This window comes from Nocardia beijingensis NBRC 16342, assembly GCF_001612785.1.
Lineage (GTDB): Bacteria > Actinomycetota > Actinomycetes > Mycobacteriales > Mycobacteriaceae > Nocardia > Nocardia beijingensis.
Genome location: NZ_BDBC01000038.1, coordinates 52,139 through 68,191 on the forward strand (window position 1 = coordinate 52,139; position 16,053 = coordinate 68,191).

The window sequence follows — 16,053 nt, forward strand, 5'->3', positions numbered from 1 at the left end:
CCTGGGCGCAGGGGACCATCGTCACTGCCGGTGGCGGCGCAGCAGCCAGCGCCGCAGTTCATCGGCGCCCCACACGATGAACGGATACGGCAGTGTGAACGCGAGCATGGCAGGGGTGAGAGCGGCCGTCCCGAGCAGACTTTGCAGCACCGGGAGGTAGATGATCACTGCCGCGAGGGCGAGTTCGAAGCCGATTCCCCAGAGCAGCAGGCGATTGGACAGGACGCCGATGGAGCGCAGTGAGGCGCGGTCGGTACGCGCGGCGAACGCGGTGCCGATCTGGCCGGCGACCATGCCGAAGAAGGTCATCGTGGTTGCCTGTTGATACGTGTGGTGCAGTGGCGTTCCCGGGCCGGTGGGGTCACCCGGGTGCCAGCCACCCCGCAGCAGGACGAAGAAGAAGCCCGCCATGGCAAGCACCGCGGCGATCACTCCGAGGAACAGCCATGCGCGCAGCAGCATCGGTGTGCGGATCACCGATTCGCTGCGCTTGCGGGGCGGCCGGTGCATCAAGCCTGGCTCGGCGGCTTCTCGTCCGAGTGCCAGCGCGGGCAGTGTCTCGGTGCCGACGTCGAAGGCCAGCAGCTGCATCACGGTCAGCGGCAGCGGGATCGCGCCGCCGGAGAGCGCGAAAACCAGCAGCGGCGTCACTTCGGGTGTGGTGTGGGCGAAGATGTAGCAGATGAACTTGCGAATGTTGTCGTAGACCCGCCTACCGGCTTGGATGGCGGCGGTGATGGTGGCGAAGTTGTCGTCGGTGAGCACCATCGTGGCGGCCTCGCGAGCGACGTCGGTGCCGGAACGGCCCATCGCCACACCGATGTCGGCACGTCGCAATGCGGGCGCGTCGTTGACGCCGTCGCCGGTCATGGCGACGACGTGGCCTGCGGCGCGCAGCGCGTCGGCGATGCGCAGTTTTGCCTCGGGGGAGGAGCGGGCGAAGATGAGTTCGGTCGGCCCGGCAAGCAGCCGGTCGAGTTCGGCTTCGCTCATCCGCTCGAGTTCGGCACCGGTGATCACCGTCGGCCGTCCACGCGTGATGCCGAGTTGGTCGGCGACCGCGGCAGCGGTCAGGCCGTGGTCGCCGGTGATGACGATGATGCGGATGCCCGCCGCGTGGCACAGCCGCACGGCCTCGGCGACCCCGGGTCGGGGCGGGTCCTCCATGGCTACCAGGCCGAGTAGGACCAGGTCCTGCTCGGCTTGGTCCCGGTCCTGGGGAGCTGCGGAAGAGCCGAGATCACGCTCGGCGACGGCCAGCATCCGCAGCCCCTGCTGGGCGCGAGAATCGACGCGTTCGTCGAGTTGTGCGCGGCGTTGTTCGCTCAGCGGTCGGATGCTGCCGTCGGCCCCGAGTTCGGCAGTGCACAGCGGCAGCATTGACTCCGGGGCTCCTTTGGCGTGTACGCGCAGCCGACCGGTCTCGTCCGCGTCGACGGTCGACATCCGTTTGCGTATCGGATCGAAGTGGAACAGTCGTTGCCGGAAACGCTCTCGTTGTTCGATGAGGTCCTGCTTGTGCAGGGCTGCCGCCGCGGTCAGCAGTGCGAGTTCGGTGGGATCACCGACGGGGGATCCGGCGTCGGTGAGACGCGCGTTGTTGCAGGCAACCATTGCTTCGGTAATCCGGGATAAAGTGGCGTCCCGCTTTCCGAAGGTGGCGTCGGGGTCGTGGGAACCGGTCGCGGTCTCGATCACGACGACCCGCATGCGGTTCTCGGTGAGGGTGCCGGTCTTGTCGGTGCAGATCACATCGGTGGAGCCGAGGGTCTCCACGGCGCTGAGGCGTTTGACCACCGCGCCGCGGCGCGCCAGGTCACGCACACCGATCGCCAACGCGAGGGTGATCACCGGCAGCAGACCCTCCGGAACATTACCCACCAGCAGCCCTACGGCGAAGACCACGGAGTTGACCGGAGACAGTCCGGCCCCGAGCATCGCGACCGGAATGAACGCCGCCGCGAGCAGCACCGAGATCAACGCGATCAACCAGGCGACCCGGCGTACCTGATGTTCGAGGGGACTTTCGTCGCGCTCGACGCGTTCGGACAATGCCGCGATGCGCCCGAGTTCGGTGTGCATGCCGGTGGCGAAGACGATCGCGCGGGCTTCGCCCTCGGTGCACGAGGTGCCGCTGAAGACCAGTTCGCGGGCCTGCGCCCGCGGCACTCCGGCGTCTACGGCGTCGGCGCTGCGGTAGACCGGCATCGATTCCCCGGTCAGTTCGGACAGATCGACCTCGATGCCGCCGTCGAGCAGCCGTCCGTCGGCGCAGATCCGGTCACCTTCGGTGATGACCAGGACGTCGCCGGGCACAACACAGGTCGCCTCCACTTCTGCGATCTGGCCGTCCCGCACGACCTTCGCTCGCATCGGCAGGTACGCGGCGAGCGCTTCCACCGCCTGCTCGGCGTGCCGCTCTTGGGCGAACGCGAATCCCGCGTTGATCATGATGACGACGACGATCGCGATCGCGACCGGGACGATGCCGACCGCGGCCGCGAGCCCGGCCGCCGCCCACAGCAACAGCGCCAGTGGGTGGCTGAACTGGCGTGCCAGCTCACGCAGTGGGCTTCGGCTGCCGCGGCGCCGGAGGACGTTCGGCCCGTAGTGGATCAGGCGCCGTTCGGCCTCGCGCGTGGTGAGCCCGCTGCGGCTGCCGCGCAGATCGCGAAGCAGCAGATCGATCCGCTCGGTCGGGTCGATCCGGAGACCGGTCTCCGCTTCGACCAGGCCGGTCACAGCGACGCCGCCACGTCACGATCGGTCGTCAGTGTCGGTATCCCGCATTTCACCGAAGCCACCTCTCGAGCGTGCGCTTCGCGGTGGGCGCCGGACAGGGGCGAAAGTCCCGCTTCGCGCGCCGTCCTCGGGGCCGACCGCCGCTGGACATTTGGTCTCTGCCGCTGCGAACACGACATGGCGCTGTCGGGGGGACGCGGGCGTCGTCGATCACGTCGACGGGGTGCGAACCGTCTATGGTGTGGTCGGGAGCGGCGCGTACCTCTTGCTCACGGTTCGGCGAGGATGCCGACGACGACTACCCCACTAGACACTCGTCGGGCGGGGCTTGTACGACGGCCGGGAGGCTTCTCCCGCAGATGCGCCCCCGGCTTCCGATGCGGGCTCGCTGCCGAGTCGTAGCACGGTGGCGAATCCTTCGGCGAGGCACTCGGTCAGCGTTTCGGCGTCCGGCACGGCCGCGGTGTCGGCGTTGATTCCGATGTTGCAGGTCCCCGCATGCGAGGTCAGCGTCACGTTGACGGCGGTACCGATGGTGGGACCGAAGGAGTACATGCGGTCGATCCGCGCCCCGGCGATGTAGAGCGGCACCGGGGAACCAGGAACGTTGGAAGCGACGAAGTCGACGTGCTTGAGCATTTCGGTGAGCAGCCTCGCGGGCAGGCGGTTCAGTGCGGCCGCGACGAGACCGGACAGCGGAATCGCCGGTTCCCGGCGCCAACCCGAAACCGCGGTGTCGACAGCACGCATCAGGTCCGCGGTCGCGGCGATGCCGGCCGGTAAGGCGAAACGGGCGAGGGTGATGCGGTTGCCGCCGAGCGGATCGTCCGGCGTGCGCAGGCTGATCGGCATCGTCACCCGCAGCTGGTCGAGCGTAGCTCCGTGCCTGATGTGATAAGTGCGCAATCCGATCACCACGGCGGTCAGGAAGGCATCGTTCAAGGTGCAGCCAGTCGCACGTGCTGTGTCGCGCAGTCCTTCGAGGGGCACATCGAGCACCGACACCCGCCGACCGAGACCCCGCCTGGTCATCACGGGCGACAGCGTCGTGGTGATCGGCCGGGCCAAGCGGACGAGCGAACTGGCCAGCGCGACACCATCGCGCACCGCCCGGACGGGATCGCGCAGGGCTCGCCGTACCGTCGGCGGCGTCGAGCGAACGCCGCTCACAACGAGTTCCGAGCCGACGGCCAAGTTCCACGCCATGATGTCGCGCAGTGCGCTCGCGGAGTCGGCTCTCGGCTCCGGCGGACGACCATGGTCGGCGCCCATACGATCGAAGTCGAGCAGCGCCGTGGCGATCTGGATGCCGCCGATGCCATCGGTGAGGCTGTGGTGCACCGTCAGCACCAAGGCGCATCGCGTGCCGTCCAAACCGCTGAGCAGCGTCGCGCGCCACAGCGGGCGGGCCTGGTCGAATCCGGTCATGGCCTCGGTCCGCGCGAATTCGAGCACCGCGCTCATGTCCGCCGGTTCCGGAAGCACGGATCGTCGAACATGCCAGGACAGGTCGAAATCCGGATCGGGCGTCCACCGCGGCGGGGCGAGGCCGAGCGGCGCGGCGACGAGCAGATGCCGCAGCCTGGGGACGATCCGGGTGCCGAGTTCCATCGTCCGCAGCAGGCGGTCCGGATTCGGCTCGGTATCGAGCACGAGAACCGAGACGATCGTCGAGCGCAGGACCGGATCACGCTCCATGTTCCAGGAGAACAGGTCCGACTGTGACATGTGGGTGTGCTGGGACGAGAGTCGCGCGGCGAAGATGCTGCGCACTGTCGCCGGACCTGCGGACTCCGCGGTATCCATACCACTCAGTCTGCTGGATTCGGTTCGGCCCGCGGTCGATGACGAAGACCTTTTTGTGAAGGTCCTTCGTCCTCTCGGCGGCGCGCGGCTGGGGTCACCATCCGCAAGCAGGTGCCTGCCGCTGAACGCGCTCACCTACTACGGCTGACAGCGACCGGTGCCGGAAACGTCGCGCCGCGCCAGACGTGAAGCGCCTCGGCGACTGATTCCTCGACCGCTCGGGTGGTGTCGAGCTCGACGGCTTCGGGCCACGGCGCTGCCTCGGCCGCCAAAGCGTCCGCAATGGCGGGAGTGGCATCCGAGTCACTTCGGGGCCTGGTGCGGAGTCGTTCGGCGGCGATGGCGCGCGGACAGGCGCACCGCAGCGATACCAGATCGCTGCGTGTCTCGTCGGCCAGGGCGGCGGCGCGGGCGCGCTGGCCGGCGTCGGTCCAGCTGGCGTCGAGGACGACCGAGACACCGTGCTCGAGCAGCTCCCTGGCCCGCGCCAGCATTCGCGTGTACACCGCTTCCTTCGCCGTGTGCCGATAGGCGCCAGAGCCGTAGGTTCCCGAGGCGCCCTCGATGGCTCCCGCGGCGCGCAGACCGGCGCGGACGGTGTCGCTGGAGATCGCGGCGGCGCCGGTCGCCGCTGCCAAACGGGCCGCCACGGTGGACTTACCGGTGCCGGGCAGGCCGCCGACCAGCGCGAGACGCACGGCGCCCTGTTCCAGGTGCTCGACGGCCATGGCGAGATGTCGCCCGGCGCGCGCCGCGGCGTGTGGATCCCCTTGCTCGGCGCGGATACTGTCGGTCTTGGCTCGGACCGTCGCCCGGTAGGCGATGTAGTGGTGCCGCAGCGATGGCGGAGGCGAATCGTCTGCCGCGCGCAGGTAGTCGTTCAAGAACGAAATGGATTCTCTTGTATATCCGAGGAATTCGAGATCCATCGCCAGGAACGCCGCGTCGTCCAGGCCGTCGAGGCAGCGCAGCTCGTCGTCGAAATCGAGACAGTCGAGGATGCGGAAGCCGTCTGGCAGCACGAAAATGTCCTCGGCGAGCAGATCCCCGTGGCCGTCGACGAGGCGGCCCTGGGCGATGCGCTGTGCCAGTAAGGCGGTGCGGCCGTCGATGAAGCGCATCGCCAAGTCCCCGGCCAGAGTGAGGAGGGCGGGATCGCTCGCCGCTGGCATGCGTTCGCGCAGCGGCCGCAACAGCGACTCCCAGCGTCGTCGCAACTGCTCCGGTGTGCCCGCGCGGTCGACGTCCGCGCCGCGCCGCGCCGCCGCGTGGAAACTCGCGACAGTCTCCGCCAGAGTGGACAGACCGGGTGCCGGCCCGGTCGAGTCCGCGAGCAAGGTGGACAAGCGCAGCGCGTCCGGCATCCGGCGCATCACGATGATCGGTTCCGGAGCGCCACCCTCTGGGTCGGTCAGGTGGGCCAGACCGAGATAGACGTCGGGGGCCAGGCGCTGATTCAACTCGACTTCGCGAACGCAGGCTCGCTCGCGGTTCTCGGGCGTGCCGAAATCGAGGAAATCCGTGACGACCGGTTTCTTGGCCTTGTAGGCGCGGTCTCCGCACAGCACCACCAGCCCGGTATGCGTCTCGCGCACCTGCGCGAAGGGTTCGTTGGCGGCGGTGCCCAGGGCTGAGGCATCGGTCATGACGACTCCCTCTGGTAGACGAGTTGACTACAGCGTGATGGGGGCCGACCCGCGCTGCCTAGGGTCCAATGGCCTGCGCCGCAGCGGGCATACCGTGCCGTGCGGTGGTGTCACCGAGCGCCGAGGAAGGCCGTTGGTCCGATCCGGTCGGGACCATCTTCCCTGCGATCGTCGACCCGTGGACCTGCCGTGATCCGCCACAGCAGGACAGGCTCGAGTCACATCGCTCCTGCGGGAGCGGCGGCATTCATAGCTCACGGCGGCCGGGGCGCAGCACCGGCCGGAGATGATCGGAGACAGTACATGCCGCGTCCGCCGAACCATGCGGGTCCACAGGCCGCCGCGGCGGCGCCCGACGGCGAATCGCGGCCCGCGCGGCGGCGGATCGCCGGTGCACTCGCGTTGGTGTGCGTGATAGCTGTGCTGGTCGCCGCAGGACTCGCGATACATCTGTTCAGTGCGCGGACCGCTGAACTGATATGGCTGGCGGCCACGGTGACCGCGCTCGTTCCGGCGACGGCATGGGTGCTGTCGGATCTGCTGAAGCGGCGCTACGGCGCCGATTTGCTCGCTCTGGTGGCATTGGTCGGTGCGGTGGTCGTCGGTGAGTACTTCGCCGGCGCCCTGATCGCGCTTATGGTGGCCACGGGGCGGGCGCTGGAGGCGTACGCGGGACGCCGCGCCGGACATGACCTGTCCGCCTTGTTGCGCCGGGCCCCGGCGCAGGCACATCGCCGCCGCCGCGACGGCATCGAGACCGTCGCCGCGACAGCGATTACGCCCGGAGATCTCGTCGTGGTTCTGCCGGGTGAGACGGTGCCGGTCGACGGCGTTCTCACCACAGCGGGAGTCTTCGACGAATCGGCGCTGACGGGGGAGCCGGTCCCCGTGGTGCGCCGGGCGAATACCGAGGTGCGCAGCGGCGTGGTCAACGCGGGCGCGGCCGTGGACATCCGAGCCGCGGCGACGGTCGAGTCCAGCACCTATGCCGGCATCGTGACGCTGGCGCGGCAGGCTGCGGCCGCGGCAGCTCCTACCGTGCGGCTGGCCGATCGCGTCGCGGTGTGGTTTTTGCCGGTGGCTCTCGCCGTCGCGGGCGCCGCCTGGCTGTTAACGGGGGATCCGGTCCGGGCGGTGGCGGTGGTCGTCACGGCGACGCCGTGCCCGCTGCTGCTGGCAGTGCCGGTCGCGATCACGGCCGGGATGTCGCGGACAGCACGGGCGGGTGTGGTGGTGAAAGACGGTGCCGCGCTCGAGACTCTGGGGCAGGCGCGTTGCCTGGCAATGGACAAGACCGGCACCGTGACGGTCGGACGGCCGGAGGTGCTCGACATCGTCACCGCGCCCGGCATCCGCGCCGAGCAGGTGCTACGTCAAGCAGCGGCGGTGGAGGAATTCTCGCCGCATGTGCTCGCGCGGGCGGTGGTCGCCGCGGCGGCGGCACGCGGTACAGAGCGGGCGGTCGCGGCCGGGGTCTCGGAAGAACCTGGGCAGGGGGCGACCGGGATGGTCGATGGCCACGTGGTACGGGTCGGCCGGCTTCCGGCGCAGACGGAGCCCGCACCGTGGGCGCTGGCGGCGCTGCGACGGGCGCGGCTGGATCTGGCCGCCGTGGTGTGGGTGTGCGTCGATCAACAGCCCGTGGCAGCGCTGCTGGTGCGCGACCGCATTCGGGTCGACGCGGAGCGAACGATGCGCAGACTGCGCTCGGCGGGTCTGCGACGACTGCTCATGCTGACCGGCGACCGAGTGGACAACGCGGCCGAGGTCGCCCGTCTGCTCGGCCTCACCGAAGTCGTCGCGGACGCCGACCCCGCCGACAAGATCGCCGCCATCAGCGCGGAACGCCACAACGGTGTGACGGTGATGGTCGGCGACGGAGTGAACGACGCGCCCGCGCTGGCGGCCGCCGATGTCGGTGTCGCTCTGGGCTCGCGCGGGTCGACGGCGGCGGTACAGGCTGCCGACGCGGTGATCGTGGACGACCGCATCGACCGGCTCGCCGATGCGGTGGAGATCGCTCAGCGGTCACATCGTCTGGCGGTGCAGAGCGCGACGGCCGGGATGGCGATGTCACTTGCGGCGATGATCGCCGCGGCTTTCGGACTGCTGATGCCCGCGGCCGGCGCGCTCTTGCAGGAGGGCATCGATGTCGCGGTGATCTTGAACGCCTTGCGCGCGCTGCGGGTGCATCGGGGTCGGCCGACCGCGGCGATCGAGCCGCTGGTAGCCCGCTTCACGCGTGAGCACGGCAGGCTGCGGACCGCACGCGCGTCCGTACGGCAGGCGGCCGACGCCCTGTCGAGTGGTCCAGGACCGGATGCCGACGCCGCGGTCCGCCGCGCGTTCGAACTCCTGGTGGACGACATACTGCCGCATGAGCACGCCGAGGAATCGGAACTGTATCCCGCGTTGACCGGCTATCTGCGCGATCCGGAGGCGATGGTGACGATGAGCAGAGAGCACACCGAGATCGAACGCCTCATCCGACGTATCGGCCGTCACCTCGACGATGCACCGCAAGGAATCCGCGCGGACCAGATCGATGATCTGCGTGCCACGCTCTATGGCCTGGATGCCGTGCTCACCCTGCATTTCGCGCAGGAAGACGAAGCATTGTTCACCTTGGCGCCGTCGGTCGAAATTCCCTGCCCGGTTCTGTCTGATGACCTAGGTCCCAGCGCCCGAGGGGCGGCCGACTCTGCTGCGGTCGCCCGCGAGTGAGCAGAGTATCCGGTACCGGGCCGAGACAAGTTCCTCCGCCGGACAGACGTCCGGGCCGGGAACGGAGTTGTCGGGGGCGGCATCGAGGAGGCTTCCATGGGCCGGATCGTGACTTTGACGATGAACCCCGCGATCGATCTCGCGACACGGGTGGCCAAGGTGGTGCCGACGGACAAGATGCGTTGCGCGACACCACGCTACGACCCTGGTGGCGGCGGCATCAACGTCGCGCGCACGGTGGCCGAACTGGGTGCCGAGGTGACGGCGGTGTTCCCCATGGGCGGCCCGCCCGGCCGGCTGTTGGAGCAGTTGGTGCGCGACACCGGCGTGCCGCCGCGGCCGGTGCAGGTGGCCGAATCGACCCGGGAGAGTCTCTCGGTCACCGAGACGTCGAGCGAGGAGCAGTATCGGTTCGTTTTTCCGGGCCCTCGGCTGACCGATCCGGAACAGCATCGCTGCTTGGCCGAGGTCGAACGCGCTGTGCTCGGCGCGGATTATCTCGTGGCTAGTGGCACTCTCCCGCCGGGTGCGTCCGCGGACTTCTACCAGATCCTCACCGATCTCGTCGGCGACCTGGGTGTGCGGGTGGTGCTGGATACTTCCGGCAACGCGTTGCGCAGTGTGCGCCGCGGCGTCCATCTGATCAAACCGAGCGCGCGGGAACTCGGCGACTACGCCGGGCATCCGCTGATCGAGCGCGCCGAACAGCTGGCGCAAGCCCGCCGCCTCATTACCGCCGGAATGACGGAGATCGTGTTGCTGTCCCTCGGCGCCGCGGGCGCGCTTGTGGTGACGCGGGATTCGCACGAATGGTTCGCGCCTATTCCGGCGCGGGTGCGCAGTGGAATCGGGGCCGGTGATGCGATGGTCGGGGGCGTCGTGGTGGGTCTGGCGCGGGGGTACGAGTTGTCCGAGGCGGTGCGTCTGGGTGTCGCCGCGGCGACCGCGGCGCTCGCCACCACCGGTACCGGACCCGGCCGCCGCGAGCACATCGCGCAGCTGTACCGACAGCAACCGCGCGACACCGGTTCCACAGCCGACGTCGACGACGTGGCGCGGCCGGCGGCTACCCAGCTGCAGGAGCGGTCGCCGCGATGACGGAGTCTGCGATCACCATCGCCGGCCTGAGGAAATCGTTCGGTCCCGCGAAGGCGCTCGACGGACTGGACCTGACCGTAGGCAGCGGTGAGATCCATGGCTTTCTGGGGCCGAACGGCTCGGGCAAGACGACGACGATTCGTATTCTTTTGGGACTGCTGCGTGCGGATTCCGGGACGGTGCGGCTGCTCGGCGGTGATCCGTGGTCGGACGCGGTCGCTTTGCACGCGCGATTGGCCTACGTGCCAGGTGAGGTCCTCCTCTGGCCCGGTATCACCGGCGGTGAGGTGATCGACTTGATGGGCCGTCTGCGTGGCGGCGTCGACCAGCGTCGCCGCGCCGAATTGCTGGAGCGATTCGATCTCGATCCGCACCAGAAGGCGCGTGCCTACTCGAGGGGCAACCGGCAGAAGGTCGCGCTTGTCGCGGCGCTGGCCTCGGACGCGGAACTGCTGTTGCTCGATGAACCGACCGTTGGGCTCGACCCGCTCAAGGAAGCCGAATTCCAGCGCTGTATCGCGGAATCGAAGAACGAGGGCAGGACCGTCCTGCTGTCCAGTCACATTCTGGCCGAGGTGGAGGCGCTGTGCGATCGGGTGAGCATCATCCGGCGTGGGCGCACCGTGGAAAGCGGCACCTTGTCCGAGCTGCGGCATCTGACTCGCACCACGATCACTGTCGAAACCCTTCGGCCGTTGACGGGTCTGGACGCGGTGACGGGCGTGCACGACCTCCTCCGCAACGGCACTCGGGCCAAGTTCGACGTCGATACCGCGCACCTCGACGCCGTGACACGCGTACTCGCCGATCTGGGCGTGCGTAGCCTCACCAGCACGCCGCCCACGCTCGAGGACATCTTCCTGCGCCACTACGGCGCCGCTTCGTCCCCTCCAGGGGAGGAGGACCGGTGAACACCGCCCTGATTTCGCGACCGATACCGCGTGCAGAGCTTTCCGGGGCAGGTACGCTGCTGCGTTTCGCGCTATGGCGCGAGCGGTTCTCGCTGCCGTGCTGGCTGCTCGGCGCCGCCGCGCTGCTCGCCTTGCAGTCGGTCGGTAGTCAGCGCTTCTATGACACACCGTGGAAACTCGCGCAGCTGCGCGAGACGGTGAGCGCCAGTGCGGCTGCCGTCGCCATGGGCGGGCCGACCCAGTTGCTGACGAGCATTGGCGGAGAGATCGTGTTCGAGATACTCGCGTATCTGGCGGTTGTGGTCGCGTTGATGAACATGTTCCTGGTCGGCAGGCATACTCGCTCGGACGAGGAGACCGGGCGAGCGGAACTGCTCCGCTCGGCGCGGGTGGGGCGCCGGGCTCCGGCCGTCGCCGCGCTGACACTGGCGGGGCTGGCCGATATCGCCGTCGTTGTGGTGGTCTTCGCCGCCGCTGTCGGAACCGGACTTCCGGCGGGTGGCTCACTGCTGCTGGGCGTGGTCACCGGGGGCGTGGGTGTCACGTTCGCCGCCGTCACCGCCGTCGCCGCGCAGATCTTCGAGAATCCGCGCAGCGTCTACGGGGCGGTCGGGCTGGCTGTGGCGGCCGCCTACGTGGCGCGGGCGATCGGCGATGTGGGCAGTGGAGCAACCTCCTGGGTATCGCCGATCGGGTGGGCCCAGCGCAGCTACCCCTACGCCGGCGACCGCTGGTGGACGGTGCTGCTGTTCGCCGCCGCGTCTGTCGCGCTCACCGGTTCGGCGTTCGCTCTGCTGGACCGGCGCGACTTCGGCGCCGGACTGCTCCCCTATGGCACCGGGCCCGCGACGGCGTCTTGGGCGTTGGGCTCGCCGCTGGGCCTGGCCTGGCGGTTGCAGCGCGGTTCGCTGGCCGGATGGACTGTGGGCGTATTCGCGTTGGGGGCCGCCTACGGCTCGTTCGCCGAGAGCATCGAGGACTATCTCGCCGACAACCCCGAGATCGCCGCCTACCTTCCCGGCGGAGCGACCGACGCGGTGAATTCGTATCTGTCCCTGACAGTGTCGATCGTCGCGCTGCTCACCGCCGCGTTCGGTGTCGCCAGTGTGCTGCGCGCGCATGGGGAGGAGACCGCGGGACGGGCCGAGCCGCTGCTGGCCGCTCCGGTCAGCAGGTATCGCTGGCTGGCCAGCCATCTCGCCGTCGCTTTGGGGGGCGGCGTACTCGTGCTGGCCGTGGGTGGTTTCGCCGTCGGTCTGACCTATGGGTGGACGATCTCCGATTTCGGACAGGCCTTGCGCATGTCCGGTGTGGCGCTGGAGTACCTACCAGCGGTCTGGTGGGTGATCGCGGTCGCGGCGCTGGGCGTCGGCTGGGCTCCGAGAGCGTCTGTAGCCGTGGCGTGGGCCGCCTTCGCCTACTGCGCCGTGGCACTGCTCTTCGCGGCCGCATTCGATCTGCCCGACTGGTTCGACGACGCCTCGCCGTTCACCCACATTCCGAAAAAGTCCCGCTGCACACCGTCACCGCCACGCCCATGCTCGTGATCACCCTGACCGCACTGGCCGGGCTGATGCTCGCTGCCGCCGGTTTTCGCCGCCGCGACGTCGGGTATTGACCAGGCCTCCGCGCCACTGGCGCACACGTTGTCGCTCGTCGGGCGGGCAATCGACGGCGTCGACGCGCAACGAGAATTGTCGACTACCCGGAGTCCCTCGCTGGAACACGGTTGGTCGGTGCGCCGACAACGGGCAGCGGAGACGTGCGCCCGGCGTGCGATGGCGATTGTCCGCGCGACGGATCAACGGTGCCACCAGCGACGGAGACCCCGTACGGGTGCTCGGTTCGGGGCCTGGTTATCGTCGTGGCCGGGGCACCACCGGCCCGGCGGGGTAGCGGCGCGGACGGCGTCGATGTGCCTGCCGCAGCCGACCCAAGTGGTCTTGCTGCAGATACGGCACTTGACGGGAGAGCACATCAGCGCTGTCCTGCGGTGCCCGCGAAGGTGGGCGGGCCCTGGTATGGGCGCTGCAGCGCGGCGAATCCTGGCGTTGTGGCCGCGGTGATGATGGCAGCCAGCAGCTCGGGGGCGCCTCCCGGCCGGGGTGGCTCGGTCAAGACGGGACCACTGAAGACGTGACCGTCGACGCCGATGATGGGGCTGCCGCTGCGCCCGCCGAGCGCTGTTTGGCTGGCGTGATGGGCGTGGGCGACCGCGGCATCGTAGCGGGTGTCATCGAGGGCCTCGATCAGCTGGTGATCGAAGCCGGTCGCGGCCAGTGCGGCGGCCATCGCGGCGTCGGCGTGGTGGCCGCCCGCATGCCACCGCCGACCCAACTCGAGGTAGAGCGGGGTGAACGCGGTCTGGCCGTATTGCTGGACGGCGGCGGCGAACACTCGGCCGATCCGCCGCGAGCGGATGATCATCGGGGCGTGGTCGGCATCGACATCGTGATCGCCGTTGAGCACGGCCAGGCTCATCGGTCGCAAGGTCACCGCGTGCTTGTCGGCCGCAGTGTCGAGCAGCCACTGCGCGGCCACCCAGGCGAATGGGCACACAGGATCCACATACAGATCGATATCGGCCACCGAATCCTCCTGTCGTCACTGTTTCGAATACCCGGCGGGGTATATTCCTTGGTAGCCAATATACCCCCTGGGGCATAGGTGCCGGGGCGGGTGATTTGCGCCGTGGGTATACCCCCATGGGTATCCTGGACAGACACAACGAATGGAGGCGCAACCATGGTCGGCGACGAAACAGCGATCACCGAAACACTCAACAGGCTGCGGAGGGCGCACGGTCAGCTCGCCGGGGTCATCGCCATGATCGAGCAGGGTCGTGACTGCAAAGACGTGGTCACCCAACTCGCAGCGGTTTCCCGGGCGCTCGACCGCGCCGGATTCAAGATCGTCGCGACCGGACTGCGCGAATGCCTTACGGGCCGATCCGTCGACGGCCAGAAGCAGATGACTGTCGACGAGCTGGAGAAACTGTTCCTAGCTCTGGCCTGACTCCCTCATGAAAGGACCGAACAATGAACCTGGGACTGTCCACCACACTGCACACCAGTTTCGGCGACGCCGTCGACCGGACGCGGGCCGCACTGAGTGAGCAAGGATTCGGCGTCCTCACCGAGATCGACGTGCGGGCCACCCTGAAAGCCAAACTCGACGCGAACATGGAGGACTACCTCATCCTCGGCGCCTGCAATCCACCCTTGGCCCACGAAGCGGTCGAGATCGACCGGCAGATCGGACTCCTGCTGCCCTGCAACGTCGTCGTGCGCCGAAACCCCGGCTCGGACTCCGAGGTCATCGTCGAAGCGATGAATCCGCAACTGATGGTCCAGGTTGCGGAGGAACCAGCTCTGCAACCTGTGGCCAGCCGAGCCGCCGCAAAGCTGCGGGCTGCCCTCGACTCCCTGAGCACCGCGGAGCGCGCGCTTTGACACAGCCTGGCGTGACCGTTTGCGTACTGGTTCAGCGGGAGACAATGAACGAATTGAAGACGCGCACGTGCGACCGTGACCAGCGACGACACTGGTTCTTGCGGATTCGAATAGAGCGTGGGAGATAACCGAACTCGATACTCAATCGGGCTCCCGGTCGGATTCGGGCATGTCCAGGACCTCCCTGAGCGGTCTGCGCGCAGTCGCCGGAGCGTTCGGCTGCGATTCGGGTGCGATCCCGACGCGGATCAACACCTGGGGGAGCCCGGAGTGTCCGGTCAACTCCCGGACCACGGCACGACTGCTCGGCACTTCGGTCAGGTGGGTCAACGGACAGGTCGCGAAGCCTGCGAGCGTGCATTCCAGTAACACAGTGGACAGCACCTCACCGCAGCGAAGCAGTTCCGCGGGTGTGTCGCGGTCGGTGGACAGCACCAGGATCATCGAATGGTCTTCGGTGATCTCGCCGCGCCGGTCGCCGGTGGTGGTGGTCGGGAACTCGCGCCTCACGCCGACTCGCTGCCGTTCCTCCTGGGAGATCAGCGCGTCGCTGGGCACACCCGCGTCGCCGATCGTATGCCCCGTCCACCACTGCAATTCGGCATGGTATCCGGCATCGTAGCGGCGGAGCGCAGCGCTCATCTCCGAGGCGCGCGCGAGGCTGGGGCGGCAGTCGTCACCCAGCACGTCGAGCGTGGCATCGGAGGGATCGAAGGTCGAGCGTAGAACCGTTTCGAAGTCGGGCCATCCGATCGGCGCCTGGAACGGCAGCCGGTCGGTGTGCCGTCGCAGGATGGCGTCGGCGCGAGCACGGTCGCCCTCGGTGACGATGCGAGCCGGTTCGAAGGTGATATTGGCCAGGTGTTCGCGGCGGTTCGGATCGGGAAAGCGGGCAACGTGGACGCGCCAGCCCGCGGCGGCCATCGCCGCGCGCAGATGATCCAGAGCGATTCCACAGCTGATCAGCATCTGCCTGCCGGATGTGTCCGTCGCCGGAAGCATGCGTTCGGGTACCGCGAACAGACGCAAGGTTCGTCCGTCGAATGTCCAGTGCCAGGGTTGGCTGTTGTGCAGCGACGGCGCCCGTCCGGCGAGCAAGACGGTCTTCTCGATGGTTTCCCCGGGCGGTGGCTGGTTCATACCCGTCACGGTAGGGATTGAGAGGTGGTGTCCGGAGGAGTCGTAGGTCCCGAATCGCACCGCAGGCGGTCCCCGGTCGGCCGAGGGCCTGGACATAGGCCCCTAGACGGGAGTCGTCGGTCCGTTCAGCAGTACTACCAGGCCGCCGGCGATGGTGAGTTTCTCGTCGAGTGCGGCGCGGAGCTACGGGTGGAGATAGCTCGTTTCTGGTCCAGCCTGGCGGCCTACGACGCCGGGCGCGACCGCTACACGATCCGCGGCGTGGCCCCGAGGAGTTCCATTCCGGCTATCCGGACGCGCCCGAGGCCGGTATCGACAACAACGCCTACACCAACGTGGATGGCGGCTTGGGTGATCTGCGCGCGATCGACGCGCTCGCCCTGCTGGCTCCGCGCGAGCGGTCGGAGTTGCTGGAGAAGCTGTCGGTGCGTTGGTGCTCGGCTCCGACGTCGCCGATATCCAGGGCGGCACCACCGCGGAGGGAATTCACCTCGCGGCGATGGCGGGCAGCGTCGACTTGCTGCAACGGTGCTT

At 68.5% G+C, this 16,053-nt stretch carries 12 protein-coding genes and 1 pseudogene; 7 read left to right on the plus strand and 6 right to left on the minus strand.

Annotation, left to right across the window (positions count from 1 at the left end):
* Positions 1 to 21 precede the first annotated feature (21 nt).
* The 3 genes from NB3_RS21750 to NB3_RS21760 all read right to left on the minus strand — a co-directional run bounded on the left by NB3_RS21750 (position 22) and on the right by NB3_RS21760 (position 6,194).
* Positions 22 to 2,742, minus strand: coding sequence for a cation-translocating P-type ATPase (locus tag NB3_RS21750; RefSeq protein ID WP_067806472.1), 2,721 nt, complete (start codon positions 2,740 to 2,742; stop codon positions 22 to 24).
* Between the two features lie 306 nt (positions 2,743 to 3,048).
* Positions 3,049 to 4,548: a wax ester/triacylglycerol synthase domain-containing protein gene (locus tag NB3_RS21755; protein ID WP_371855925.1), complete on the minus strand. Its 1,500-nt coding sequence runs from the start codon at positions 4,546 to 4,548 to the stop codon at positions 3,049 to 3,051.
* A 131-nt stretch (positions 4,549 to 4,679) separates the two neighbouring features.
* Positions 4,680 to 6,194, minus strand: a complete 1,515-nt coding sequence (locus NB3_RS21760) for a bifunctional aminoglycoside phosphotransferase/ATP-binding protein (RefSeq protein ID WP_084823555.1) — start codon at positions 6,192 to 6,194, stop codon at positions 4,680 to 4,682.
* Positions 6,195 to 6,497: 303 nt separating this feature from the next.
* On the opposite strand from NB3_RS21760, the gene NB3_RS21765 reads away from it, so the two are divergent.
* From NB3_RS21765 to NB3_RS21780, 4 genes are all read left to right on the plus strand, one after another.
* Positions 6,498 to 8,918, plus strand: a complete 2,421-nt coding sequence (locus NB3_RS21765) for a heavy metal translocating P-type ATPase (protein WP_067806475.1) — start codon at positions 6,498 to 6,500, stop codon at positions 8,916 to 8,918.
* A gap of 96 nt (positions 8,919 to 9,014) precedes the next feature.
* A complete protein-coding gene (locus tag NB3_RS21770) occupies positions 9,015 to 10,016 on the plus strand; it encodes a 1-phosphofructokinase family hexose kinase (protein WP_067806478.1) in 1,002 nt (333 codons plus the stop codon).
* Complete coding sequence (locus tag NB3_RS21775; RefSeq protein WP_067806481.1) at positions 10,013 to 10,927, plus strand: ABC transporter ATP-binding protein; 915 nt, start codon at positions 10,013 to 10,015, stop codon at positions 10,925 to 10,927. Before NB3_RS21770 ends, NB3_RS21775 begins: the two co-directional genes overlap by 4 nt.
* Positions 10,924 to 12,474 carry an ABC transporter permease gene (locus tag NB3_RS21780; protein ID WP_244892021.1) on the plus strand — a complete coding sequence of 517 codons (1,551 nt, stop codon included), beginning with the start codon at positions 10,924 to 10,926 and terminating at the stop codon, positions 12,472 to 12,474. The genes NB3_RS21775 and NB3_RS21780 overlap by 4 nt, the downstream gene beginning before the upstream one ends.
* A 254-nt stretch (positions 12,475 to 12,728) precedes the next feature.
* Here the strand turns inward: NB3_RS21780 and NB3_RS36925 are convergent, their stop codons facing one another.
* Both NB3_RS36925 and NB3_RS21785 read right to left on the minus strand, forming a co-directional pair.
* A complete protein-coding gene (locus tag NB3_RS36925) occupies positions 12,729 to 12,905 on the minus strand; it encodes a DUF8730 family Cys-rich protein (protein WP_503826328.1) in 177 nt (58 codons plus the stop codon).
* Positions 12,905 to 13,516, minus strand: coding sequence for a mycothiol-dependent nitroreductase Rv2466c family protein (locus NB3_RS21785; RefSeq protein ID WP_067806483.1), 612 nt, complete (start codon positions 13,514 to 13,516; stop codon positions 12,905 to 12,907). The genes NB3_RS36925 and NB3_RS21785 overlap by 1 nt, the downstream gene beginning before the upstream one ends.
* 156 nt (positions 13,517 to 13,672) lie before the next feature.
* Here NB3_RS21785 and NB3_RS21790 point away from each other — a divergent pair, with 156 nt between their 5' ends.
* The gene (locus NB3_RS21790; protein ID WP_067806486.1) at positions 13,673 to 13,942 is read left to right on the plus strand and encodes a metal-sensitive transcriptional regulator; all 270 of its coding nucleotides are present in this window, start codon (positions 13,673 to 13,675) and stop codon (positions 13,940 to 13,942) included.
* Between the two features lie 23 nt (positions 13,943 to 13,965).
* Positions 13,966 to 14,379, plus strand: a complete 414-nt coding sequence (locus NB3_RS21795) for a DUF302 domain-containing protein (RefSeq protein ID WP_067806488.1) — start codon at positions 13,966 to 13,968, stop codon at positions 14,377 to 14,379.
* Between the two features lie 141 nt (positions 14,380 to 14,520).
* Here the strand turns inward: NB3_RS21795 and NB3_RS21800 are convergent, their stop codons facing one another.
* Positions 14,521 to 15,519 carry an Acg family FMN-binding oxidoreductase gene (locus NB3_RS21800; protein WP_067806490.1) on the minus strand — a complete coding sequence of 333 codons (999 nt, stop codon included), beginning with the start codon at positions 15,517 to 15,519 and terminating at the stop codon, positions 14,521 to 14,523.
* A gap of 120 nt (positions 15,520 to 15,639) precedes the next feature.
* On the opposite strand from NB3_RS21800, the pseudogene NB3_RS34400 reads away from it, so the two are divergent.
* Positions 15,640 to 16,053 (plus strand): annotated as a pseudogene (locus NB3_RS34400) (hypothetical protein); the annotation flags it as partial.